At 38.9% G+C, this 25,654-nt stretch carries 24 protein-coding genes and 1 riboswitch; of the genes, 13 read left to right on the plus strand and 11 right to left on the minus strand.

From position 1 onward, the window contains the following. Window positions 1-18 precede the first annotated feature (18 nt). The 7 genes from OA84_RS01080 to OA84_RS01110 all read right to left on the minus strand — a co-directional run bounded on the left by OA84_RS01080 (window position 19) and on the right by OA84_RS01110 (window position 7,029). A complete protein-coding gene (locus tag OA84_RS01080; protein WP_039341143.1) occupies window positions 19-1,257 on the minus strand; it encodes a primase-helicase family protein in 1,239 nt (412 codons plus the stop codon). After that, window positions 1,254-1,631, minus strand: a complete 378-nt coding sequence (locus OA84_RS01085; RefSeq protein ID WP_052252056.1) for a helix-turn-helix domain-containing protein — start codon at window positions 1,629-1,631, stop codon at window positions 1,254-1,256. The genes OA84_RS01080 and OA84_RS01085 overlap by 4 nt, the downstream gene beginning before the upstream one ends. A gap of 112 nt (window positions 1,632-1,743) precedes the next feature. Continuing rightward, window positions 1,744-2,535, minus strand: coding sequence for a hypothetical protein (locus OA84_RS01090; RefSeq protein ID WP_039341146.1), 792 nt, complete (start codon window positions 2,533-2,535; stop codon window positions 1,744-1,746). Next, window positions 2,532-3,779, minus strand: a complete 1,248-nt coding sequence (locus OA84_RS01095) for a site-specific integrase (protein ID WP_039341150.1) — start codon at window positions 3,777-3,779, stop codon at window positions 2,532-2,534. Before OA84_RS01095 ends, OA84_RS01090 begins: the two co-directional genes overlap by 4 nt. Further along, window positions 3,776-4,405: a helix-turn-helix domain-containing protein gene (locus OA84_RS01100; protein WP_233701807.1), complete on the minus strand. Its 630-nt coding sequence runs from the start codon at window positions 4,403-4,405 to the stop codon at window positions 3,776-3,778. The genes OA84_RS01095 and OA84_RS01100 overlap by 4 nt, the downstream gene beginning before the upstream one ends. A gap of 178 nt (window positions 4,406-4,583) precedes the next feature. Next, the gene (gene dnaK / locus OA84_RS01105) at window positions 4,584-6,482 is read right to left on the minus strand and encodes a molecular chaperone DnaK (RefSeq protein ID WP_039341155.1); all 1,899 of its coding nucleotides are present in this window, start codon (window positions 6,480-6,482) and stop codon (window positions 4,584-4,586) included. 160 nt (window positions 6,483-6,642) lie between these two features. Continuing rightward, window positions 6,643-7,029 (minus strand): c-type cytochrome, encoded by a 387-nt coding sequence (locus OA84_RS01110; protein WP_039341158.1) that lies wholly within the window; start codon window positions 7,027-7,029, stop codon window positions 6,643-6,645. Window positions 7,030-7,164: 135 nt separating this feature from the next. On the opposite strand from OA84_RS01110, the gene OA84_RS01115 reads away from it, so the two are divergent. The 8 genes from OA84_RS01115 to OA84_RS01150 all read left to right on the plus strand — a co-directional run bounded on the left by OA84_RS01115 (window position 7,165) and on the right by OA84_RS01150 (window position 14,470). Then, complete coding sequence (locus OA84_RS01115; protein ID WP_039342588.1) at window positions 7,165-7,668, plus strand: c-type cytochrome; 504 nt, start codon at window positions 7,165-7,167, stop codon at window positions 7,666-7,668. 89 nt (window positions 7,669-7,757) lie between these two features. Continuing rightward, a complete protein-coding gene (gene nosZ, locus OA84_RS01120) occupies window positions 7,758-9,752 on the plus strand; it encodes a Sec-dependent nitrous-oxide reductase (protein WP_039341161.1) in 1,995 nt (664 codons plus the stop codon). A gap of 149 nt (window positions 9,753-9,901) precedes the next feature. Further along, window positions 9,902-10,489 carry a hypothetical protein gene (locus OA84_RS01125; RefSeq protein WP_039341164.1) on the plus strand — a complete coding sequence of 196 codons (588 nt, stop codon included), beginning with the start codon at window positions 9,902-9,904 and terminating at the stop codon, window positions 10,487-10,489. A gap of 42 nt (window positions 10,490-10,531) precedes the next feature. Next, window positions 10,532-10,945: a nitrous oxide reductase accessory protein NosL gene (locus tag OA84_RS01130; protein ID WP_039341165.1), complete on the plus strand. Its 414-nt coding sequence runs from the start codon at window positions 10,532-10,534 to the stop codon at window positions 10,943-10,945. A gap of 38 nt (window positions 10,946-10,983) precedes the next feature. Continuing rightward, window positions 10,984-12,222 (plus strand): nitrous oxide reductase family maturation protein NosD, encoded by a 1,239-nt coding sequence (gene nosD / locus OA84_RS01135; RefSeq protein WP_316930470.1) that lies wholly within the window; start codon window positions 10,984-10,986, stop codon window positions 12,220-12,222. 50 nt (window positions 12,223-12,272) lie between these two features. Continuing rightward, window positions 12,273-12,986 (plus strand): ABC transporter ATP-binding protein, encoded by a 714-nt coding sequence (locus tag OA84_RS01140; RefSeq protein ID WP_039341171.1) that lies wholly within the window; start codon window positions 12,273-12,275, stop codon window positions 12,984-12,986. After that, window positions 12,983-13,750: an ABC transporter permease subunit gene (locus OA84_RS01145; RefSeq protein ID WP_039341173.1), complete on the plus strand. Its 768-nt coding sequence runs from the start codon at window positions 12,983-12,985 to the stop codon at window positions 13,748-13,750. Before OA84_RS01140 ends, OA84_RS01145 begins: the two co-directional genes overlap by 4 nt. A 165-nt stretch (window positions 13,751-13,915) precedes the next feature. Next, the gene (locus tag OA84_RS01150; protein ID WP_039341175.1) at window positions 13,916-14,470 is read left to right on the plus strand and encodes a fasciclin domain-containing protein; all 555 of its coding nucleotides are present in this window, start codon (window positions 13,916-13,918) and stop codon (window positions 14,468-14,470) included. 66 nt (window positions 14,471-14,536) lie between these two features. Here OA84_RS01150 and OA84_RS01155 read toward each other — a convergent pair whose 3' ends face one another. Continuing rightward, on the minus strand, window positions 14,537-15,751 hold the full coding sequence (locus tag OA84_RS01155) for a hypothetical protein (RefSeq protein ID WP_039341178.1): 1,215 nt from the start codon (window positions 15,749-15,751) through the stop codon (window positions 14,537-14,539). A 75-nt stretch (window positions 15,752-15,826) separates the two neighbouring features. After that, a complete protein-coding gene (locus OA84_RS01160; RefSeq protein ID WP_052252057.1) occupies window positions 15,827-16,429 on the minus strand; it encodes a Crp/Fnr family transcriptional regulator in 603 nt (200 codons plus the stop codon). Window positions 16,430-16,571: 142 nt separating this feature from the next. On the opposite strand from OA84_RS01160, the gene ppk1 reads away from it, so the two are divergent. Together ppk1 and OA84_RS01170 are read left to right on the plus strand one after the other, a co-directional pair. After that, entirely contained in the window at window positions 16,572-18,641 is a 2,070-nt protein-coding gene (gene ppk1 / locus OA84_RS01165) for a polyphosphate kinase 1 (RefSeq protein ID WP_039341180.1), read from the plus strand. Between the two features lie 61 nt (window positions 18,642-18,702). Then, window positions 18,703-18,894, plus strand: a riboswitch (cobalamin riboswitch). A 101-nt stretch (window positions 18,895-18,995) separates the two neighbouring features. Next, on the plus strand, window positions 18,996-20,903 hold the full coding sequence (locus OA84_RS01170; RefSeq protein WP_039341183.1) for a TonB-dependent receptor plug domain-containing protein: 1,908 nt from the start codon (window positions 18,996-18,998) through the stop codon (window positions 20,901-20,903). Window positions 20,904-20,954: 51 nt separating this feature from the next. Here the strand turns inward: OA84_RS01170 and OA84_RS01175 are convergent, their stop codons facing one another. Continuing rightward, on the minus strand, window positions 20,955-22,382 hold the full coding sequence (locus OA84_RS01175) for a CCA tRNA nucleotidyltransferase (protein WP_039342591.1): 1,428 nt from the start codon (window positions 22,380-22,382) through the stop codon (window positions 20,955-20,957). An 87-nt stretch (window positions 22,383-22,469) separates the two neighbouring features. Continuing rightward, window positions 22,470-22,718: a hypothetical protein gene (locus tag OA84_RS01180; protein ID WP_039341186.1), complete on the minus strand. Its 249-nt coding sequence runs from the start codon at window positions 22,716-22,718 to the stop codon at window positions 22,470-22,472. A gap of 213 nt (window positions 22,719-22,931) precedes the next feature. On the opposite strand from OA84_RS01180, the gene OA84_RS01185 reads away from it, so the two are divergent. From OA84_RS01185 to OA84_RS01195, 3 genes are read left to right on the plus strand one after another with little or no spacing between them, the layout of a single operon-like run. Further along, a complete protein-coding gene (locus OA84_RS01185) occupies window positions 22,932-23,390 on the plus strand; it encodes a GtrA family protein (protein ID WP_039341190.1) in 459 nt (152 codons plus the stop codon). A 33-nt stretch (window positions 23,391-23,423) separates the two neighbouring features. Then, entirely contained in the window at window positions 23,424-24,149 is a 726-nt protein-coding gene (locus OA84_RS01190; protein WP_039341193.1) for a lysophospholipid acyltransferase family protein, read from the plus strand. Window positions 24,150-24,191: 42 nt separating this feature from the next. Continuing rightward, window positions 24,192-25,640: an MFS transporter gene (locus tag OA84_RS01195; protein ID WP_039341198.1), complete on the plus strand. Its 1,449-nt coding sequence runs from the start codon at window positions 24,192-24,194 to the stop codon at window positions 25,638-25,640. The last annotated feature ends 14 nt before the right edge of the window (window positions 25,641-25,654 follow it).

Consider the following 25,654-nt stretch of genomic DNA (forward strand, 5'->3'; position numbering starts at 1 on the left):
CTTTCTTTTCATTATCAACTAACTCATCATTTCATCAAATTTTTGAGATATAAAATTTCTTTTTATGGTAAAATAGCGTCCCAGTTTATTTTGTTGATAAAAACTTCCGCCATAATCCATGTCGTATTTGATGTAAGCCAAAGAATTTTTTTGCGGCTCTAGTTTCCAGATTTCCTTTAATAATTTTCGAACATCATTGATGGTCCAGTAACTGTTTTTGAACATTTTATTGAGCATATTCAAAATATCTTGCGGGACAGCATTTATTTCCGGGTCTTCTACACTTTCAAAAAATTCAAACAGTAATTCAATGATCCGGGATTCTAGTTTGTTATTATTTTTCCAAACTAATTTCTGCAAAGCAGTTGTGCGGAGTTCCGTGTGAGTAAACCACATTCGTGTTTTCTTCTGGCTGTGAAATGGTCTTTGAATCAAGTAGTTTAAAAAGTAAGGTATTTCAGCATTAAGATCGCGTAGAAATTCAGTTCTTTCAGATTTGATTGGTTTGATTTTTAGAATCCAGAACCGAACTTCGTTTTCATCAATCTGAATAAAATTATCTTCATTGTTGGAACATAGAATAAACTTCGCAAAAAAATCGACTTCCTCCCGGTCTTTTCCTTTCGCTTCTTTTTTATCTTTATCTGTGGTGGAAAGATATTTTAAACGTTCAGTAATCTCTTTTTTATCAAAGAAGACTTCATCAATTGCCACAATTAGCATTGATGTCCAATCTGCGTTAAACTGACTTCCAAATGAATCTCCTTTGATGTACGTCATATTCAATCCGAAAATACATTTGAGCCATTTTATAAATGTTGTTTTTCCGGTCACTCTTTCTTTGCTGACCAAACAAAGTATCGGGAGAATTTGTGTAGGATATAGAAGTAAAATTTTTAAATAGTCCAATCCTAATTCTATTTGTTCACCGAAAATATGCTGCATAAAATCCAGGGAAAAAGGAATTTTTTCTTTAATGGATTGAAGATCTACTTTTTCACCATTTGGTTGAAAAGGCATTTCATTGTACACGTTGTAGAATCCTTCAATGACTTGTTGATAATGTAAATGGCTTGGAATACAGCAAAAGCCATCAAATTTCGGTACGCTTGAAACGTATGTTTTTCCGTGGTCGCTTATGATTGTTTCTCGATTCCAGCGAACGAGAATTGAGACTTTATCACCAGAAATCAGCGGCTTTTCAATGGTTTTGTAGTAGGAAGTTCCTACTCTTAAATAAGGGACTTCTGTGCTCATGATTTAGATTTTAGATTAAATTCTGCTGAAGTTTTTCTAAAATTCTTTTTGAAATCTGCAGTTGCTTCAGATTCGATTTCCTGCAAAGTTTTCTTCCTTCCTTTGGAAATCCATTCCAATAGTTCGTCCTCGAAAAAATAAAGTTTCTTCCCATTTTTATAGCAGGGAATTAATCTTTTCCGCACAAGCGTGTAAACTGTAGGTTTCGCTTTTCCGATTATTCGGCACGCTTCTACAATGTCTATTGGGATTCTTTTTTGAGGAACTTGCTGTGGCTGCTTTACTTCTACCAAAAGTTTTATTATAGCAATTTCGCTGACCAGATGCGCCACTGCTTTTGGCAGATTTTCGAATGAGATTTCATTACTCTCCATAACTGTTGTTTTTGATTGTTATGGTGCAAAGAAAAAAAGTGATTCCTCTGTGATGGCCGTAAACACGCAATCACAGAGGAATCACTTAAAATACACTTCGTTTTGTGATTTTTTATGTCTTTTGGTAGTCTGCCAGGTTTTCTTGAATTTTTATAATGCCTTTTTTAGGTTCATCTTTCAAATGGGATTTGATACTTTCTAAATCAATATCATCAAGCGAAACGAAAACATTTTTTAATAATTTTGAAACCTCCTCCTGTTTTATGGGTCTGAAATGATTCCAGATATTCCAGCCGAAGTGATAAAGGTCCAGATTTGTTAAGCCCTTGGTGTAAATAGAAATATTATTAAGAATATCTTCTTTTATTGAATATAAATTTACCGCGTCGCAAAGTGCATCAAGATCTTCATCCTTTAAGTATAAAGCAAATTGATTTCGAGTATAATCTAAAGCGAGTTGTAATTTTTCACTTTCAATCTGTTGCTTTTGCTGAAGTTGGTTTTTTCTTATAGATTCAAGATTTACCTTTTCCGAAGTTTGATCCTTAATATCTTCCTTTGAATCTTGAATTAACTGATTTGCTGTATTGTCATCAATTATTTTTTTTTGCCCAATTGTAATATTCTCATGATTTTTAGTTTGAATAAGATCTACAGTAGAATTTGTGGAATTATTCTTTTTGCGAAATATTTTTCTAAATCCAACAATTATGACATCAAGAAACAAAATGATAATCGCATAAAATAAAATACTTAATGCTGTAATTGACCAAAATACAATATTTGCGGTATACTCATCACCACCTTTACCAATAAAAGAGATTCTTGCTAACGCTCCCACGACTACACATACCACCAGGACCGAAAGGTAAATAACAATATATTCAAAATATTTCAAGTTCATTTTTGTAAGTTTTTTAAATGAATTGCTTTTGATGCTTCATTTTTCTTTTCATCAACAACCTTTGCATAAACCTGCGTAGTTTTTACGTTCGTATGCCCAAGCATTTTACTTACCGTATAAATATCAGTTCCACTTGAAAGTTGTAATGTAGCGAATGTATGTCGGAAATTGTGGAAAGTTATTTTTTTAGTAATTCCTGCGCTTGCAATCCATTTTTTAAGTGGACGAGAAATCCAAGCTGGGTTTGTTAAATCTTTAAACACCAATTCATTCGAAGAACCTACGTCACCGCAAAGTTGTAAAGCTTGTTTAGACATTGGCATATATTCAACACCTTTGGTCTTTTTTTGCGTGAAGTTTATTCGTGCCTGATCGTTTTCAATCTTGATTTCATTCCAAGTTAATTTTTGAATATCGGAATGTCGCAAACCTGTCAATGCAGAAAATAGCGCTGCACGTTTTAGAACATCAAGTTCGCATGGTGTTTCAACTAAAGTATTGAGCTCTGCTAACGTTAAATATTCTCTTCTCGCTTCTTCATGCGGAATTGATTTAATTTTAGCCGAAATATCAGTTGTAAAATATCCATCGATAAATGCTTCTTTCAATGCGGCTTTGAAAACAGAAAAATAGGTGGAAGCTGTATTTTGAGAAATTATCGCTTCTTTATTGCTACCACTTTTTGCAGTCAACAAATACGATTTGAAATTTTCACAGAATTTTGTGCTAATCTGTGAAAACATAATTTTTTCACCTCCGAAATCTTTTAGAAATTCTATCGAGCGATACCAATTGACTTGAATAGATTCGGAATTGTTTTTATGTCTTTTATTGACAAGCAAATCAAAATATCTTACAAAATTCTCCTGAGATTTTTCTTTTTGCCCCTGCTGAATTATATCAAGCTCGTTATAAAGTTCAAGGTTATCGTATTCTCTCTGTCTCAATTTTCGAAATGAATCTGCGTAAAACATGGTCTCGCGGTCGTTTTCACTTTTACAAACGATAATTCCATTATCATCTCTTTTGGGTTTAAACGAAACTGAATTTTGTGTTGTCCGTGCCGGTCTTTTCTTGTCAAAATCGACAGTTGTTACGCTTCGGTTCAAATATTCCCGAATTCTTTGAGGATCATTTTTACCTGGAATCATCACTGGGTAACTTTCCAAATAAATGAACCATTCTTTTCGGAACTCTGCTTTTCGCAACCTAACTGTAACTTTGGTTTTTAATAATTCTTTCATTTTCCGTCAAAAATTTTATCAATTAAATTTTTAGGTGCATACACAAAACTTCCCACCTTTTTAGTGGGGATTTTGTTTCTTCTAATTACACTATTTACCGTTCCAGGATCAGCATGGAATTTTGCACTTATCTCAGAAATCGTGTAGCAATTCCCTACTTCAAAGTTTGGTTTTTCAGGGACTTCTTTGGACTTATCTGGGATTTCTACAGCTGAAAACAAATCTTCCAAATCGGATCGCTTAACTCTAGTTAATCTTGCTCCTACATTGACCCCGTTTATGATGCCTCGTTTAATATATCTATGCACTGTGTCTTTAGAAATTCCAAACATGATAGTTGCTTCTGCCACTGAAATAAATTCCCGGGATTGCACTTCTGCAATTTTATTCGCATACTTTTTTAATAGTGTTTCTTTTTCTACTTGTTCTTTTTCCTTCTTTTTACGCTCTTTTCCTGATTTATTAGCACAAGAAACAGAGCAAAAACGAGTTGTAACTGTCTTTGCTTCGAAGGGTTTTGAACACTGTTCACAAACCCTTGGTATTTTTAATTTACTAAATCCCATTCTGAAATAACATCCTGAACATCTTCCGTTTTTTAAGTTTTTAAATGAATTAAGACGCATAAGACGCACATTAAATCTAAATAACGCTCGGTACAAGTCCGATACAAAAATACAACAAAAATCGACTAATATCGACTATTATAAAAAAATGTTAAAAACAAAAAAATCGCTGTAAACATTACGTTTACAGCGATTTGGTAATTTATTTCAATCGATGTTAATCGATGATAATTGCTACTTACTTGACTTCTTCGAAGTCTGCATCCTGAACGTCATCGGCTCCGTCATTGCTTTGCGGATTTCCCTGCGCTTGGTCGGCACCTGGTTGCCCTGCATTTCCGGCAGCATACATTTCTTCGGAAGCAGCCATCCATGCAGCGTCTAATGCTTCAGTTTTGGATTTAATGCTGTCCATATCTTTCGCTTCGAAAGCAGTTTTCAATTCTGCGTGAGCAGCTTCTACAGCAGCTTTTTTATCAGCAGAAAGTTTATCACCAAACTCTTTCAATTGCTTTTCTGTCTGGAAAATCAATCCGTCAGCTTTGTTGAAGATTTCAACTTCTTCTTTTTTCTTCGCATCGGCAGAAGCATTTTCTTCCGCTTCACGCTTCATTTTTTGGATTTCTTCTTCTGAAAGTCCGGAGCTTGCCTGAATTTTAATAGACTGCTCTTTTCCGGTTCCTTTATCTTTTGCGGAAACGCTAAGAATACCGTTTGCATCGATATCGAAGGTTACTTCAATCTGAGGAACACCACGTGGTGAAGGTGGAATATCTGTTAAATCAAATCTACCGATTTCTTTGTTGTCATTAAACATCGGTCTTTCGCCTTGTCCAACTCTGATGGAAACTGCTGGCTGATTGTCGCTCGCGGTAGAGAAAACCTCTGATTTTTTGGTTGGAATCGTGGTATTTGCTTCAATAAGTTTGGTAAATACAGAACCCATTGTTTCAATACCTAAAGAAAGTGGTGTAACATCTAATAATAAGACATCTTTTACATCACCGGTTAACACTCCACCCTGGATTGCAGCACCTAAAGCTACTACCTCATCCGGGTTTACGCCTTTTGAAGGTGTTTTACCGAAGAACTTTTCTACCTGCTCCTGAATAATTGGAATTCTGGTAGAACCACCAACTAAAATTACTTCATCGATGTCTGCGGTTGTAAGTCCGGCATCAGAAAGTGCTTTTTTACAAGGTTCCATGGAGCGTTGTACCAAATCAGCAGCTAACTGTTCGAATTTCGATTTGGTTAAAGTTTTCACCAGGTGTTTTGGTCCGGTAGCTGTAGCTGTAATATAAGGAAGGTTGATTTCTGTCTGGGTAGAAGAAGACAACTCGATTTTTGCTTTTTCAGCAGCTTCTTTTAATCTTTGAAGCGCAATTGGATCCGCTTTCAAGTCTACACCTTCTTCGGTTTGGAACTCATTTGCCAACCAGTTGATGATCACATCATCAAAATCATCACCTCCTAAGTGCGTATCACCGTTTGTGGACAATACTTCGAAAACGCCGTCACCTAAATCAAGGATAGAAACATCGAAAGTACCGCCACCTAAATCGTAAACCGCGATTTTCTGGTCTTTGTGGCTTTTATCTAAACCGTAAGCCAATGCTGCAGCGGTTGGCTCGTTGATAATTCTTTCTACAGTTAAACCAGCAATTTCACCAGCTTCTTTTGTAGCCTGTCTTTGCGCATCATTAAAGTAAGCCGGAACAGTAATTACTGCTCTAGTTACTTCCTGACCCAGATAATCTTCCGCTGTTTTCTTCATTTTCTGAAGAATCATTGCAGAAATTTCCTGTGGTGTATATTCACGGTCGTCAACTTTTACTTTTACAGTATCGTTAGGACCTTTTACTACTTTATATGCTACTCTACCAATTTCAGTGGCGTCATCTTTAAAATGTGTACCGATAAATCTTTTGATTGAATAGATTGTTTTTGTTGGGTTGGTTACCGCCTGTCTTTTTGCAGGATCACCTACTTTTCTTTCGCCATCTTCTGTAAAAGCTACGATCGATGGTGTGGTTCTTTTACCCTCTGCGTTTGGGATAACAACAGGATCTTTACCTTCCATTACCGCAACGCATGAGTTGGTTGTACCTAAGTCAATTCCGATTATTTTACTCATATCATTTATTTTTAATTATTACCATTATTTGTTCAGGCAGGTTTTCTCCAATTTTATACCAACAAAAAAACTATGACAAATTGACATAATTGCGATACTGACAACGAAAAAGGCATTTTATATTGCTATAAAATGCCTTAATTAAGCGTGAAAAATATATTTATTTTTTTAATGTCAAGATATAAGCAACCATTTTTTTCGCGTTTTCCTGGCTCATTCCGGCGTGAGGTGTCATTGGGATTTCGCCCCAGTTTCCTTTTCCACCTTCAATGATTTTGCCTGCAAGCATATCAATATCCGCTTCGGTATATTTATCTGCTACTTCCTGGTAAGATGGTCCCACCACTCTTACGTCCATTTTATGGCAAGTAAGGCAGTCGCCGCCTTCAATTAATGCAAGACCTTCATGCTTGCCGGCAGCTGCAGAATCTACTACTGTATTTACAGGTTCTTCCAACATCACATTAGAGTCCAAATTAGGATTTACTTCTTTTTTATTACATGAAACAATTGCGATTAAGCCGCATATCATCAGATACTTTTTCATTCGAATATAATTTAAATCTATTTAATTTCTCAGGAGCACAAATTTCACGATAATTATCATACTGCGTGTATGACTACGGTCATAATGCAAAGTTACAAAAGATTACTACTTTTGACTATACAAAAAAATAAAATAATGAAATCACTAAAGACAGTTGCAATTGCAGCATTAGCGTTCACCTTATTCTCTTGTGGGGGTGACAAGAACACGGATACGATCCCAACGGCATCTACTGAAACCACAACAACCACGGCAGCGGAAAGTGCAGCACCGACAACAGCGGATGCAGCAACTTATGATCCAAACCGCGGTTTAGGAAAACATGAAAACGTTGACGTTAGCAAATTTGATCCAGCGATGGCTGCAGCAGGTAAAAAAATTGCAGAAGTAAAATGTACTTCTTGTCACAAACCTACAGACGAAAGATTAGTTGGTCCAGGTTGGTTAGGAGTAACTAAAAGACAAACTCCGGAATGGATTATGAACTTTATTTCAAACCCAGATCCAATGATCGACGTAGATCCTGAATTACAAAAACAACTTGAGCTTTGTTTGGTAAGAATGCCAAATCAAGGTTTAACCGATACTGATGCCCGTGAAGTTCTCGAATACATGAGACAGATCGACGGCGCAAAATAATTTGCTCTACCGATGAATGGTAAAGCACACTTTCTTTACCATTCATCTTTCCTGTTCCTTTCTCTTCTGAAAGAATAATTAATCCATATATGAAAACTTACAAGAAAATTGCAATTGCAGCCTTTGCTGCGGTTAGTATCGTCGCATGTAAACCCAAGGGCACCAAAAATGTGGTCTCCGGTGATGCTGCTGAAAAAGTTTACGTTGCACCAGGGCAGCATGATGAGGTTTACAACTTTGTCAGCGGTGGTTTCAATGGCCAGATCAGTGTAGTAGGACTGCCCAGTGGCAGAACGCTGAAAATAGTTCCTGTTTTCTCGGTTCACCCGGAAAACGGTTATGGTTTCAGCGAAGAAACAAAACCAATGCTGGAAACTTCACATGGTTTCGTGCCGTGGGACGACCAACATCACCTTTCACTGTCACAAACCAATGGTGAAATTGATGGACGCTACTTGTTTGCCAACGCAAACAACACACCGCGTGTTGCCAAAATCGACCTGAAATCCTTTAAAACTACTGAAATTCTGGAGATTCCAAACTCTGCCGGAAATCACTCCTCACCTTTCTTAACAGAAAATACGGAATATGTAGTTGCAGGAACACGTTTCGCAGTGCCAGCAGATGGTAACGGCGATGTGCCGATTGAATCTTTCAAAGAAAACTTCAAAGGATATCTTTCTTTCATCGGAATCGATAAGGAAGATGGAAAAATGGATATTACTTTCCAGATTGAAGCACCGGGCTTCAACTTTGACCTTTCACACGCCGGAAAAGGGAAATCTCACGGTTGGTTCTTTTTCTCTTGCTACAACTCAGAACAGGCAAATACACTTCTTGAAGTAAATGCCTCTCAAAATGAGAAAGATTTCATCATGGCGGTGAACTGGAAAAAAGCTGAAGAATATCTGAAAGCCGGAAAAGCCAAAAAAATGGCCGTAGAATACGCGCATAACACGTATGACGAAACTACACACATGGCGAAATCAGAGATTCTAAAAGAAGTTTCTGTACTTTCTGCTAAAGAACTGAAAGACATCGCGTATTTAATTCCATGTCCGAAATCTCCACATGGTTGCGATATCGATCCAACTGGTGAATACATTATCGGTTCCGGAAAATTGGCAGCTTTAATCCCGGTTTTTAGCTTTGATAAATTAATGAAAGCTATTAAAGACAAAAAATTTGCAGGTGAATTTGATGGAATTCCAATTCTAAAATATGAAGATGTTTTACATGGCGAAGTTCAAAAACCAGGTTTAGGACCCTTGCATACCGAATTTGACGGCAAAGGAAACGCCTACACGTCCATGTTTGTATCTTCGGAAATCGTGAAATGGGACATTAAAACCTTGAAAGTTTTAGACAGACAGCCAACATTCTACTCTACAGGTCACTTGATGGTAGTGGGCGGCGACAGCAAAAAACCTTACGGGAAATATTTGGTTGCTTACAACAAAATCACCAAAGACCGTTATTTACCAACCGGCCCGGAATTGGCGCAGTCTGCCCAGCTCTTCGACATTACGGGTGATAAAATGAAACTGCTGCTGGATTTCCCGACAATTGGCGAGCCACACTACGCGCAAGCCGGTCCCGCAGAATTATTTACCAAAAACCAGGTTAAATTCTTCAAACTCGAAGAAAATAAGCACCCTTATGTAACCAAAGGAGAAGGTGAAAGTAAGGTCGTTCGGGAAGGAAATAAAGTACATGTGTACATGACTTCTATCCGCTCACATTTCTCACCAGATAATATTGAAGGTGTAAAAGTCGGTGATGAAGTGTACTTCCACGTTACTAACCTCGAACAGGATTGGGATGTACCTCACGGTTTTGCAATCAAAGGTGCGCAAAACGCCGAACTCCTCATTATGCCGGGTGAAACCTGCACACTGAAATGGGTTCCGCTGAAACCGGGAATGTACCCAATGTACTGTACCGACTTCTGCTCCGCTTTACACCAGGAAATGTCGGGCTACGTAAGAGTCTCTCCGGCAGGCAGCAACACGCCGCTGATCTTCTCCTTAAATAACAAAAAGGACAACGCGCAAAGCCCTGTGAAAGCAGCTGAAACAAAATAACAATTTTAAAAAAAGGGCAGTTTAACTGCCTTTTTTTTGTTTTTATGATTTGTCTCAGTTAATGGATTTTTCCCTCATTTTGCTCAGAAAAAGTCCCGACCTTTACTTAGGAAATCATAGAAAAAATGCCTTTTTAACAGGAAAAAAAAATGAAAACACTTCCTCTTCATCAATGGACAAAAGTCACGCTCATCATCTTAGGAATTGCTTTGGCAGTCGCGATTTTTGTGCCCATTTGGTCAATTTATCTGAACGCGCCACAATACCCCGAAGGACTTGCGATGTTCATCCACTCCAATAAAGTGAGTGGTGAATATCAAATCATCAATGGTTTGAACCACTACATTGGCATGAAAGAAATTCACGCTGATGAATTTTGGGAATTTAAAATTTTACCCTATGCGTTGGCATTTTTTGCCGCATTGTGTTTGCTAGCCGCTTTCCTCAACAGCCGAAAAATTTTGTATGCTGTAACGGCCATTTTTCTGCTTTTCGGTATCGGTTTCGTCATCGATTTCTGGCGCTGGCTCTACGATTACGGCCACAACCTGAATCCGAACGCTGCAATTATCGTTCCCGGAATGTCTTACCAACCGCCATTGTTGGGCTATAAACAGCTACTTAATTTCGAAGTATGGTCTTACCCGAATATTGGTGGCGGCATCATGATCGGCACCGGAATTATTTTGATTATCTTAGCATTTGTAGAATTTCGCTCAGCTAAAAAAGCCGCCTAAATTTTGCCGTTAAAAGCCACAATTTTTTAAAAATCTAAAGACATGAACTTATTCAAAAAAAGCCTCTTCCTTGCCGGAATTATTTCATTAGCCGCTTGCGCGGAAAAAGGTCCTGCGGAAATCGCCGTTGGTACAGACCAGTGCGACAACTGCAAGATGACAATCACCGAACCGAAATACGCCACGCAATTGTTAACCGAAAAGGGCAGAATTTATAAATTTGATGACATTGCTTGTCTGCGCGATTACGAAGTCACCAATTCAGAAAATACCGGAAACGCCACCGTTTACGTGGCCGATTTCCCAAGCGGAAAATTTGTAGAAAGCAGCACGGCCACTTTTATTAAAGGCGGCCAAATTAAAAGCCCAATGGGTGGAAATACACAGGCGTATTCCGACAAAACTGCAGCAGAAAAAGCAGCTTCAGAACTCGGCGCCACACTTACAAATCCATAATATCAAAACTGAAGGATTCGTCTGCAGTTAAGATGAAAATGAAAAAAACATCCTTTTTACCGTTATTTTTTCTCTTTCCGTTTTTTGCTTTTTCCGCAGTTTTCAAGGTGGGCAAAAACGAGGAATTTAAAACCATAAAACAAGCTATCGCCGCCGCAAAAAGCGGCGATACGGTTGTCGTTCAAAAAGGAATTTACCGCGAAGGCACCATCAATCTGGAAAAACCGATCGTATTATTGGGCATCGACCGCCCGGTTTTAGACGGAAATTTCAAAGGAGAAATCATCACTTTCCGTGCAGATAATATCGTGCTGAAAGGTTTTAAACTCATCAACAGCGGCCGCGATGAAATTCAGAGTATCGCCGCGGTTCATATTTATACCAGCAGCAATTCGGTCATCGAAAATAATATTTTCGAAAATAATTATTTCGGCATTTATGTTCAGCGCGGTTACCGGATTTTAATCAATAAAAATAAAATCACCACGGCGCGCGGCACTTCTCAGGAAAATGTAGGCGACGGAATTCACCTGCTCGGCAGCCGCGAAATTTGGGTGAAAAATAATTACATCAGCGGACATAAAGATGGTATTTACCTCGAAAAAAATGTAAAATGTTACGTTTACCACAATCTTTCTCGTGATAATCTGCGATACGGTCTGCATTTTATGTTTTCAAATGACAGCGTGTATACCGCGAATGTTTTCGATAACAACGGCGCTGGCGTAGCCGTAATGTACGCGATGAATGTCAGCATGTACCACAACAAATTCATCAATAACTGGGGCGACAGCGTGTACGGACTTTTGCTGAAGGAAATTTCTTACAGCAAAATCCGAGGAAATGTTTTCCAGAACAATACCACGGGAATTCTTGCCGACGGCGCCACCAAAATCGACTTTTACAACAACCAGTTTGAAGACAACGGCTGGGCGCTGAAAATCAACGCCAACTGCATGGAAAACCGCGTCTTCCGAAACAATTTCATCAACAATACTTTTGATGTAAGCACGAGTGGTTCCGTGGTGATGAACGATTTCCGCTTTAATTTCTGGGACAAGTACGAAGGTTATGATCTGAATAAAGACAAAATTGGTGATGTGCCTTTTCATCCGCTGAGTTTATATTCGGTTTTGGTGGAACAAAATCCGTCTATTATGTTGCTTTTCCGGAGTTTTCTCGTGGATACTTTAGATAAAATGGAAAAAATACTTCCAACACTTACACCGGAAAGTTTTGTGGATGAAAATCCTGTATTAAAACCTGTAAAAATTTAGGGCTTTAAATGCCAATTTTTTTAAAATGATGATGTGAGCATCTGAATGATATGATTGAAATAAAAAATTTAACCAAGAAATTTAACAAGTTCACCGCGCTGGATGATGTGAATTTAAAATTTGAAAATGGACATTCCATTGCGCTGATCGGTCCGAACGGCTGCGGAAAAACCACCATCATTAAATGTATTTTAGGTTTAAATGTCGTGGAAACTGGCGATGTTTTGGTTGACGGAAAAAGCGTAAAAGAAGATTACCGCTACCGCGAAATCATTGGTTATATGCCGCAGATTGGTCGTTATCCGGAAAATATGACCATTGAAGAAACCATAAAAATGATCAAAGAAACCCGGAAAAATTCTGAGGAAGAACTGGACACGGAACTTCTGGAAGCCTTCGATCTGAAAAGCATTTATAAGAAAAAAATGCGCACGCTGTCGGGTGGAACTACCCAAAAAGTAAGCGCCGTGCTCGCGTTTCTGTTTAATCCGAAAGTCATCATTCTCGATGAACCGACTGCCGGCCTCGATCCGCTGGCTACAGAAATTCTGAAAAATAAAATCCTCAAGGAAAAAAATAAAGGGAAACTCATCATTATCACTTCGCATCTTTTAAGCGAACTCGATGATATGATTACCGAAATCGTTTTCATGAACGAAGGAAAACTTCTCGTGCATCAATCCGTGGAAGAACTGAAAACGCAAACCAATACCGCAAAAATTTCCGACGGCATTATTTCCATTTTAAAAGCGATGAAAAAATGAACAAAATAGCACGCTTTATTTTATTTGATATTTTAAAAAACAAAATCGTAATTCTTTACACGGTTTTGCTTTTCATCATTTCCTGGTCGGTTTTGGGACTTGAAAGCAATTACACCAAAGCAACTTTAAGTTTGCTGAACGTGGTTTTGCTCGTTGTTCCGCTTGTAAGCATAATTTTTTCCACGATTTACGTATACAACAGCTCGCAGTTTATTGAACTTTTGCTGAGTCAGCCAGTGCCGCGCGCGAAAGTTTGGTTTAATCTTTTTTTAGGCCTTTCTACGGCATTAATTTTAGCTTTTCTGCTCGGTTGCGGAATTCCTATTTTGCTATATTCATCAATAGAGACCGGTGCGTCACTGATAATTACCGGAGTTTTTCTGTCGATAATTTTTACCTCATTAGCAATGCTTGCAGCGATTTCCAGCCGCGACCGCGCGAAAGGAATCGGTGTTTCCATTTTTATCTGGATGTTTTTCGCCATTATTTACGACGGAATTTTACTCGTGCTGATGTTCCAGCTTGGCGATTATCCGATTGAAGGAATTATGGCCACTTTAGCAGCAATAAACCCGATTGGTTTGTCCAGAATTTTTGTGCTTTTGCAGCTGGATGTTGCCGCGATGTTGGGTCAGGCAGGTGCGATTTTCAAACAGGTTTTCGGTTCCGGTGGCGGCCTCGTTATTTCAATGATCATTTTAACCTTGTGGACGTTCGTTCCGTTTTTGTGGTCGCTTCTGAAATTTAACAAAAGAGACCTTTAAAGCAAGGAAAATATATCCCGGTTAAAGGTGATAAAACTCAGCTGATTAACCTGTTACGATGTGATTGCAATCATACTTTTCCATTTTTTATAGACTTAAATTTATATTGTTAAAAGGACTAAAAACCTGAATTCTTCCGACAAACTAACAAATAAAATAAAGACTATGAAAAAATCAATCATGATGCTTGCTGTTCTCGCGCTTGCTTTCTCTTCCTGCGCGAAAAGCGAAGAAGCAGCGACAACTGAAACCACCAGCACAGAAAATGTGGCAGTTGGAGGGCAGGAAGCTGTTCAGGACGATGAGAGTGCGCCCGACATCGTAAAACTTGCAGTCAGCAATAAAGACCTTTCTACTTTAGTTACAGGAGTTCAGGCGGCAGGTCTTGCGACTTCATTAAGCAACGCCGGACCTTTTACGGTTTTCGCACCAACTAACGAAGCTTTCGATAAACTACCAGCAGGAACTGTCGATGATCTTCTAAAAGCTGAAAATAAGGATAAACTTAACGATATTTTAAGCCATCACACTTACGTTGGCGTTATTAAAGCTGATCAGTTTACGGATGGCCAAAACCTCGGTATGGTGGATGGAAAATCAATCACCATTAAAATGGTGGATGGCAAACCAACTGTAAATGGTACAGCGCACATCATTGCTTCAGTACCTGCATCGAACGGAATGGTGCACGTAGTAGACAACGTAATTTTACCGCAATAAAGACTGTTTTTTTTGATTTAGATTTAATGTTTTGTTTACACTTCCCAATTTTTTGGGAAGTGTTTTTTATACCGTTTTCGGTTTCAGGCTGAACCAGATATAAAACAGTGAAAACATCATCAATAATGAAACTGCTAAAAGAATTTCCGCGGCGTACGGAACCGCAATATATTGTGTGGAGAAAAGGCCCATTAAACCTAAGACAGCTTCATTGAGGAAAATTCCTAACAGCAGCAATTTTAAGCCGGTGGTGACCGGTTTTGTCATTTTGAAAACATTGGTGGCTAAAATCTGATTTAAAAGGAAAATCGAAACACACATCAAAAGAATCAGGTGAAGATAAGCAATCACCACGTTTCTAAAGCCAAAAGCAAACTGGCTGAGGACCGGAACATTTGAGCCGAGCTGCAGCAAAATTTTCATGAAAAAAGCGAAGCCGACATACATCAAAACAAATCTTTGCAAGGCGGAAAAACTCTGCACTACTTTTCCCCAATTTTCTTTCACAACTTGATAGAGTTTGAAGGCAGAAACGGTTTGTGCAATCGTTCCAAGCAAAATCACAATCAGAATCCAAAGCGGAATTTTCATCCATAAAACTGAAAGTCCGTAACCGATTACGCAGCCGATAAACATCAGCCAAAAAATGAGGTTATTGTCTTTTTCGGTGATTACCGCGCCGATATTTTTCAGCGAAAGCAGCAGAAAACCGATGCAGCAGAAAATGAAAAATCCGTTATACTGGAAATGAAGATAATAATAGGTGGACGCCAGATACAGCGTTTGGTTCATATTTTCGGTCGCCATCATGTAGCTTAAGTTGAAAACGCCTGCTGACGAAATCACGGCAAAAAATAGCCCGGCTAAAAACCACGGTTTTACGATATCTCGCATGCCGCGCAAATCGCGAAGTAAAAAGAAAAAGAATGCAAAACTAGTGAGCAACGCCGCAGTAGAAGCTGCAATTGAAACCGAGAAATAACCGTTGTAAATAAAACTCGGAATCATTACATATGCTGCCACCGCATTGATAATTAACAGAATGTTGTATTTTTTTAGCGTTTCAGCAGGTAAAATTCCGTACAGATAGCGGATGATAAGAACGTAGATAATTTGGGTAATCCAGCCGTAAAAAGCAAAATGCGAATGCGCTTCCTGCATGAATTTCTGGTCAACGATCGGCAGCGAATATGCGATTTTATAACGCATAATAACGCCCAATATGGCAACAATAAAAAAGTTAAGAACTGAAAACCGGAGCCAAAAAACAATATTCTTCATATTACAAAAATAAAAGCAAAAAACTGATTAACACTAAGATTCAGATGATTTTCGGTATGATTTCCATCAGCCTTTTTAATAAATTATTTTACCGTTTACAATTTCGAGTTTCTCTTCCTTTTCCATTTTTTTTATGGTGCGGATAACGGTTTCAATGCGGAGACCGGTCATGTGCGCCAAATCTTTCCGCGTAAGCTGAATCAAAACTTTTTCATCCGGCTTTCCCATTTCTCTTTTGAAATCCTGCAGCTGAAGCGTAATGCGGTCTTCAGGATTGCAGAGGACAATTTGCTTTAAAAGCTGGCTTTTTTTAATGGATTTATTCGCCACAGAAAGCGTGAATTCAAACAGAATTTCCGGATTTTCCTTTAAATATTTAATCAAATTGTCGCGCGGAATCTTAATGATTTCGGCTTTGTCGGTGCAGACTTCCACATTTCCGGGAAAACCAACGCCGAGAAGCACCGCCGGTTCTGCAAAAAAATGGCCTTCTTTTACTTTGTGTTGCAACAGTTCCTTGCCCTTTTCGGTCAAGTTAGAAACCGAAAGTTCACCTTCTTTCAAATAATGAAAAAATTGTGAGCACTCCCCTTCGCTAAAAATAATATCACCTTTATAATATTTCTTAAATTCAGCTTTTGTCTGTTTTAATAAATCGTCTTCCAGTAAAAATTTCATTTATTGCAGTTGTAGTTCCTCAAATATAGCAAAGTTTTTACGTTAAATTTTACTAAAAACGCGATAATTTTGCTGATCTTCACCAAAAATCGACCATTATACCCATCTTAAATCTCTATTTTTGAGGAAGTAAAAAAGTAGAATGTCCAATCTTTTCAATCCGCGTGATATTACGTGGCTCGCCTTTAACGAACGTGTGCTCCAGGAAGCCATGGATCCTCACGTTCCGCTGCATTTGCGTATTCGGTTTATGGGAATTTTTTCGAATAATCTGGACGAATTTTTCCGAGTTCGCGTTGCCGGTTTAAAGCGCGCCATGGATTTTAAAGAAAAATTCATCACCGAATCTTTTTACCAGCCGCCAACCAAAATCTTGCAGAACATTACCGATATCGTAATCCGACAACAGCAGAATTTCGATAAAACCTGGACAAAAATTCAGGTGGAAATGGCGGAACAGAATGTTTACATTAAAACTGCAAAAAATCTGACCGTAAAGCAGCAAAAATTTGTGGTTGATTATTTTGACGAGTTTGTTGAAAGCAACGTCATCCCGATTTTGCTTCACGAAAATACTGCGATGCCGTATTTGCGCGATAAATCGCTGTATTTGGGCGTAGCAATGCGGAAAAAAGATTTACAGTACGAAAGTCAATTCGCGATTATCGAAATTCCGTCGCGCACTTTAGGACGTTTCGTTTTGCTTCCAAGCGAAAACGACGGTGAAAAAAATGTGATTTTGCTCGAAGATGTCATCATTCATAATTTACCGCATATTTTCTCCTATTTTGGATATAAAGAATTTGTGGCACATTGCTTCAAAGTTACAAAAGATGCGGAGTTTGATTTAGATAACGACATCCGTACGACGCTTGCGGAAAAAATTGAAAAAGGCATAAAATCGCGGCGAAAAGGAAAACCGACGCGTTTCGTTTTCGACAAAGAAATGGATAAGGCTTTGCTTGAATTTCTGATCCGAAAGCTGAATTTAAGCAAAAAAGACAGCATTATTCCGGGTGGAAAGATTCATAATTTTCGGCATTTCATGGAGTTTCCAGATGTTTTTGAGACGCATCAAAAACCCATTGAAAGAACTTCCTTCGATCATGCTGATTTCGTCGGAAAGCGAATCACCGATGTCATTCAAAAAACCGATATCTTGCTTTCCTTTCCGTATCATAAATTCACGCCTGTCATTGATTTGTTACGCGAAGCTGCGATGGATCCGGAGGTAAAATCAATTCAAATTACTGCGTACCGACTGGCGAGCAATTCAAAAATTATCAATGCTTTGATAAACGCCGTACGCAACGGCAAAGAAGTGACAGTGATGCTGGAACTCCGCGCGCGTTTCGACGAAGAAAATAATCTGGGGTGGAAAGAAATTCTGGAGCAGGAAGGCGCAAAAGTTCTGGTTGGAATTCCAAACAAAAAAGTGCACGCGAAACTGTGTGTCATCAAAAAAAGAGTACACAATAAAACCTTGCAGTACGGTTTTGTCAGTACGGGAAATTTCAATGAAAAAACGGCTAAAATTTACGGCGACCATTTGCTGATGACTTCTGACCGTGCGATTATGGCAGACATAAACAAAGTTTTCAGCGTTTTGAAAAAACCGAAACACGACATTTTGCCGGCACTGAAATCCTGTAAAAACCTGCTCGTTTGCCCGGATTTTATGCGTGAAAAAATCATCCAGCACATTGATAAAGAAATTGATGAAGCTAAAGCAGGTAAAAAAGCTTTGATTATCATTAAAGTAAATTCCTGCAGCGACCGCGCGCTCATCACCAAAATTTATGAAGCCGCGAAAGCCGGCGTGACGGTGAAAATGATCGTGCGCGGCATTTACTGCGCCATCAACCAGAAAGATTTTAAGCAAAAAATTTCCGCGATCAGCATCGTTGATGAGTATCTGGAACATTCGCGCATCATGTATTTTTACAATAAAGGTCAGGAAGACATTTACATTTCCTCCGCCGACTGGATGACGCGAAATCTGGATCACCGCATTGAAGCGGCGGCAAAAATCACGCAGAAAAATTTAAAAAAGGAAATCAAGGAACAGCTTGACATTCAGCTGAATGATAATGTAAAAGCCAGAATTCTCGATAAAAAACTTAGGAATTTTTATGTGCAAGATGGAGATGTTCCGATCCGTTCCCAAATCGAAATTTACCATTATCTAAAAGACAAAGTTTCAACTAGCTAAACTGAAAAAAAATGCCTGAAAAGCGGCAAATTTTTCGTTTTAAATTCACCATGATAAACCGCAAAAATATCTGCTTTTAGCCGGATATTTCCGCTATCTTTGCCATGCTTTTAGAAAAGGGAATCGTGTGAAACTCACGGACTGTCCCCGCAACTGTAAATCACGCTAAAAAATTGCTTCAAAAAAAACCACTGGAAACGGGAAGGTGAAGCAAAGTGAAAGTCAGGAGACCTTGCTGAAAGTACCATTATTAAACGCTTTCGGAGGAAGAGTCGTGAATTGCTGGAAATTTTTTTTCGGCTATTTTACCTACATTTTTCCGATAAGTACACTTTAACCAAAAATTATTTTTTTATGAAAAAAAGATTATTTTTTGTTGGAGCAATGCTTGTCGTAAGTTCAGACATTTTTGCCCAACAGGAATTTCAAATCGAGGAAGTGACCATCGCTTCCAAAACCAAACAGCAACTTTACAAAACCGGAAAAAACGTGCAATTGGTCACGGAAAAAGATCTGGAAAAACACCGCGGACAAAACCTTTCGGAAGTCTTAAACCAAGTTGCAGGTTTCCAGATTGTCGGAAACCAAAACAACAGCCAGGAACCGAAAGCTATGAAAATCCGTGGCGGAAAAAGTGCGAATGTTCTCATTTTAATTGATGGAATTCCGATGAAAGACGTCACCGGAAACGATTACAATGTTTCTGATTTACGTTTGATGTCCGTAGAGAATGTAGAAAGCATCGAGATTTTAAACGGCGCCTCGTCTGTTTTGTACGGCAGCAACGCTACGGTTTCGGTGATCAACATTAAAACCAAAAAATTTGCAACCAAAAACATCGAAGGAATTGTTGGCGCGCGCGCCAGTTCATTTAAAACATTTGCGCAGAACGCTTTAGTAAAAGGAAAAATCAGCCGCTATAATTACCAAATTTCCGGTTTTAACGAAAAGTCCGAAGGACTTTCTTCCGCGAAAGGCGAGAATTTTGAAAAAGACGGTTTTGAAAAGCAAAACGTAAACGCCAATTTTGGCTACGCTGCTGAATATTTCGACGTCAACATTAGCGGCGGATGGAATCATCATCTTTTCCAATACGACGGCGGCGCTTTTACCGACGGAGATTACCGTTCGGATGACCAGCAAAGTTACATTGGTGGAAACGCAAATTTTCGGTACAAAAAGGGCGAAATTTCTTTAAATACCAGATTTTCCGGTAACGAACGAATTGGTCAAAGTTTTGTGAATAGTGAGTATCAGGATCAGTTTTCCTATTCCGGCAGAGACTTTTTCACCGAATTATTCAACCATTATGAGTTTAATGAAAATATCGGTTTTACCGCCGGTGTTCAGTACGAAAATCAAAAAATGGGCGCAAAATCGCTGCCTTGGGGCGGAACGGCGATGCAGGAAGATTTGAAAATCGAGGACACCAAACTGCAAACTTTCGATGCTTTTGCGAACTTTAATTTTAAATATAATATTTTGAATTTGGATGGCGGAGCAAGACTGACCAACAATTCTAAGTTTGGAAATCACGTGGTTTACAGCGTGAATCCATTTATTTTAAAGGAGCTTGAAACGGTGTATTTCAAATTTGGATATTCCTTTGCGACGGCCTTCATTGCGCCGACTTTATACCAAAATTATGGTTCATTGCCGTATGTTTTGCCGAATTTCGATTTGAAACCGGAGACCAATTCTTCGCACGAACTCGATTTAAGTTTGGGTAAAAAAGACCGCAGCATTGTTTTCAACGCGAGTGTGTTTTACCGTGCCGAAGAAGATGCTTTTGCGTACGAAATCACAGATTTTCAAACATACGCCGGAAAATTTAAAAATGTGGGTGAAAACACAGTGAAAGGTTTTGATATTGGTTTCACGTACAAGTTGAATGAAATGCTGAATTTCGGTGGAAATTTCAGTTTTGTAGAAAAAGAGAAGCGCGAAACCATGCTTCGTCAGCCGAAACAGCGCGTAAATTCGTTTCTGGAAATTTTGCCGTTTAAAAGCACCAGAATTAATTTCATTCACCAGTTTGTTTCAAAACGGACGGATTCCTATTACAATTCCGAAACTTTTACGGTGGAAAATGTGGATTTGAAAGGTTATAATTTGTTCAATTTAAACATCAACCAGAAAATTTCACCAAAGATTGAAAGTTATCTGAACATCGGAAATCTTTTCAACACATCGTATGTGGACGTTATCGGCTTTACAACGAAACCGCGAAATTACTCGCTCGGCGTAAATTATCAGTTTTAAAAACTTAAAGAAAAAACCCTTTCAAAATTTTGAGAGGGTTTTTTATATTTTTCAATTATTTGCCAAAATAAGGCCCAAAATTTCAGCTTCTTTAATTACAAAGTTTCGTGCCTCAGTTTTATCGTTTGCGATTTCGCCTTCCAAAATCGCTTCTTTCACTTTTTCTTTTAAAATCCCGATTTCTCGTCCGGGCTTAAGGTTGAAAAGTTCCATAATTTCTTCGCCGGAAATCGGTGGCTGAAAATTCCGGACCTGGTCTTTTTCTTCAACTTCTTTTATTTTTACGGCAACTTCTTCGAAATTCCGCTTAAATTTTGCCTGTTTCGATGCGTTTTTTGTGGTAATGTCCGCTTTACACAGCGTAAATAAATCTTCGAGATCGTCACCGGCGTCGAATAAAAGTCGGCGCAGCGCCGCATCTGAAGTGTCGTCATCAATTAAAGCAATCGGACGCGAAGAAAGTTTCACCAATTTTTGTACGTATTTCATATCGCTCCCGAGCGGTAATTTCAGGCGGTGAAAAAGATTTTTCACCATTTTAGAGCCTAAAAATTCGTGGCCATGAAAAGTCCAGCCGCTGCCTTCCAGAAATTTTTTTGTGGGCGCTTTTCCGATGTCGTGCAACAAAGCTGCCCAACGAAGCCAGAGATTATCGGTGTTTTGCGAAATATTATCTACCACTTCCAGCGTGTGCCAGAAGTTATCTTTGTGCGTTTGACCTTCAACTTCTTCAATTCCGCGAAGTGCAGTGAGTTCTGGAATTATTAACGGCAAAATGCCTGTTTTTTCCAATAATTTCAAACCGAGCGAAGGTTTTTCGGAAAGCATGATTTTGTTGAATTCCACCATAATGCGTTCCATCGAAACGATTTTGATTCTCGCAGCTTCTTTGGAAATCGCGTTCAGCGAATTTTCTTCAATTTTAAATTTCAGAGTGGATGCAAACCGAATTGCGCGCATCATCCGCAGCGGATCATCGGAATAAGTTTGACTTGGTTCCAACGGCGTGCGCAAAATCTTGTGCTGAAGATCTTTTAAACCATCAAAAGGATCGATCAGTTCACCAAAATTTTCCGGATTTAAAGAGATCGCCAAAGCATTAATTGTAAAATCGCGGCGTTTCTGGTCATCTTCCAAGGTGCCGTTTTCTACCGAAGGATTTCGGGAATGTTCAGCGTAACTTTCTTTTCTGGCACCAACAAACTCCAGATCCAAACCTTTATGTTTGAACATCGCGGTACCGTAATTTTTAAAAAGGGAAACTTTGGGTGTAGGTTCAATTTCGTGGGCAACGGCTTTTGCCAAAGTCATTCCGTTTCCTTCTGTCACAAAATCGATATCGGTGGGCGCCGAACGGTGTAAAAGCAAATCGCGCACGTAACCGCCGACGATAAAAACGGTTTGTCCGTTTTTCTGGGCGACTTCGGAGATTAATTTAAAGAGTTTTAAATTTCTGTTTTGCGTGAGATTGATGTTCATAAGCTGCCGCGAAGATTTTTGCAAAGATAAAGCTTCTGGCGGGAACTTTTTTAGCTGAACAAACAGCAAATTTTTGAAAATTGCTTCTTACTGCACGTTGTTGTCCTGTAAAAGCCAATCATCTATTTCTTCTTTCAAATATTCGGTCTGAAGTTTTATGGCATCCAGAAAATCATCGGGAATACTGGTGACATCGGTGTGCTCCAGATTCCATAATTCTTCCGACATGGTTTCATATTCTGTAAAGACTCTTTTGAAACGTGGACTTTCTTTTTCCAATGCTTCAATTTTCTTTTGAAACGGCTTGAACTTTCGGGGCGGTGACTTGGTTCTCATAGCGTGATTTATTAGGTTTTGTGCGAAAATATTTTCAACTGAAAATTAAAAATCTGCGAAATTCAATCTTCATTAACTGCTTAAAAATGAAAACTTTATAATCGTATTTTCTTATTTGGCAAAATAAAAGTAAACAAAATAGAAAGACGAAAAAATAATTTAACATCTTTTTCTGATTGTTTAACATATAATTTTAAATTTGCAAGTTGAGTTATGAAGCAACTTCTTTTTAAGCAAAAACAGATTGTTTTTTTTGGTATCGCAGGAGCGCTGAGCGCTTTTGTAGAAATTGGATTTTTTAAGATTTTTACCCTTTATTTGCCGGTTTTTTTTGAAAATGAAAGAAATTTCCACGGCATTCATTTCCCTTTAAGCAACATTTTTTCTACCAGCTGCGGCATCATCACCAATTATTTCCTGAGCATCTGGTTTGTATTTGAAAGAGGCAAACATTCTAAAAGGCGGGAATTTGTTTATTTTATGACGATCTCGGTTTTTTCCACCATTTTAAGCTTAATTTTTTTCCAGATTTTCTTCAGCTTTATCTTCAGCGATCATCTTGATGTCGGTGTTTTCGTATTCAGCCGTGAGATTTTAAGTAAAATTTCTGCGATCCTGCTTGTTTCGATTTTAAATTATTCCGTAAAAAAGAAAATCATTTTCAACGGATAAGGTTTTAGACAAAACCAGAAAAAATGCCATTTTATGACGAAATTTTTTAATTATCTCTGGCGCGGATGGATGATATTATTAGGTGCGGTGCTCACCTTTTTATTGGCGATTCCCGTTTTGGCTTTCTCCGTAAAAAAAGAACATTACCCCATTGCTTATAAATTCATCCGGCTCTGGTGTTTCGGTATGTTTTACGGAATGGGATTTCGGTATGAGTTGATAAAGCTCACAGAAAAAAAAATCGATAAAAATCGGCAATATGTTTTCATTTCCAACCACACTTCGATAATGGATGTGATGTTGCCGTGCATTTTAATGCCAAATCATCCGCTGTGTTATGTCGGTAAAAAAGAAATCGAAAAAATCCCGGTTTTTGGGTTGGTTTACAAAAGAATCTGCGTGATGGTGGACCGCAGTTCGCCAAAAAGCCGCGCCGACGTTTACCGCCGCTGCGCGGAAAGAATGGAAGAAGGCGACAGCATCGTGATTTTTCCGGAAGGTGGCGTGGCTGAAGATACTTCTATAATTCTCGACACTTTTAAAGACGGCGCTTTCACCTTGGCTTCAAAACATCAGTCGCCGCTGGCAGTTTTTACTTTTGTGGGTTTAAAGGAAATGTTTCCTTTCGATGCGTCTCGTGGTTTTCCGGGAAAAGTGAAAGTTTATTTCACCGATGTTATCGAACCAGAAGAAAGTGTTTCCGAGCTGAAAAGCGAGGCTTTTAACCAAATCAAAAATGTGTTGGTAAACCACCAATAATGGAATAAAACGGCTATATTTGTTTTCAAAAAATAACTTTATATGTCGACAAATTATTCTAAGAAAACCAATTGGGGACAGTTCGTGCCGTTGGTTACGGTCTTTTTCTTTTGGGGTTTCGTTGCAGCCAGTAACGATATTTTAATTCCGGTTTTCAAAAAAGCTTTTGATCTTACCCAAAGTCAAAGTCAGCTGGTTTCGGTTGCTTTTTACGTCGCATATACCGTAGGTTCTCTTATTTATATGTTTGTGTCGCGCGCGATGAAGCAGGATTTGGTGAATAAAATTGGCTACAAAAATGGCTTAATTTTAGGTTTGCTGATTTCCGCTTCCGGAACTTTGCTATTTTATCCTGCCGCAAATCTCGGTTCATTTCCATTGATGATTTCCGGACTTTTTATCGTAGGACTTGGATTTTCGCTACAGCAGATTGTTGCAAATCCACTCGCGATTGAAATTGGACCTTCGGAAACCGGCTCGCAACGTTTGACAATGGCTGGCGGAATTAATAATTTCGGAACGACCATCGGACCGCTGATTGTTTCCTTTGCGATTTTCGGTTCTGTAACCGCCGGAAATACCGAAGCGAGCATTGAATCGGTGAAAATTCCGTATTTGGTTTTAGGTGTTGCTTTTATTTTGGTGGCAATTTTACTTAAATTTTCCTCTTTACCACAAATTACTCCAACCATAAAAGAAGATACAGAAGACGTGATTCCGGGCGAACACCGAGATTCTGCGCTGAAATATCCGCAGTTGGTTTTAGGAATGATCGCGATTTTTGTTTACGTGGGCGTCGAAGTTTCTACGGCGAGTAATTTGCCGGCTTATATGGAAAATTCGCTCGGATTTTCCACCAAAGATATTGCGCCCTACGTTTCACTGTATTGGGCTTCATTGATGATCGGGCGTTGGACCGGCGCTGTAGAAGCTTTTGATGTGACCTCCGGAACGAAGAAAATTTTGCGCTTTTTAGCACCTTATTTGGCTTTCGGAGTTTTCCTTTTGGTAAACGCCATCGCGCAGCACGATCTCTCTCATTTTTATGTGTACGGACTGATTATTTTGGTGATGATTGCGGCAGATATTGCGAGTAAAGGAAATCCCGCGCGGATGCTGCTTATTTTCTCCGGCATGGGAATTTTAGCTTTGGTAATCGGAATGATGACCACCGGAATGACGTCCGTTTACGCCTTTACAAGCGTTGGTTTGTTCTGTTCCACACTTTGGCCGTGCATTTTCGCGCTGGCGATTAATGGTCTCGGTAAGCACACAAATCAGGGTTCGGGATATTTAATTATGATGATTATGGGCGGCGGAATTGTTTCGTGGATACAGGGATCGCTTGCAGATGCGGTGAACATTCATTTCAGCTACATCGTTGGCGTCGCGTGTTTCGCTTATCTGGCTTTCTACGCCGTTCAGGTGACCAAAATTCTGAAAAAGCAGGGAATTGAATTAGACAGCGTGGAAAAAGCAAATGCTCATTAATTTTAAAAAATTAT

This window comes from Kaistella solincola (assembly GCF_000812875.1).
Classification (GTDB): domain Bacteria; phylum Bacteroidota; class Bacteroidia; order Flavobacteriales; family Weeksellaceae; genus Kaistella; species Kaistella solincola.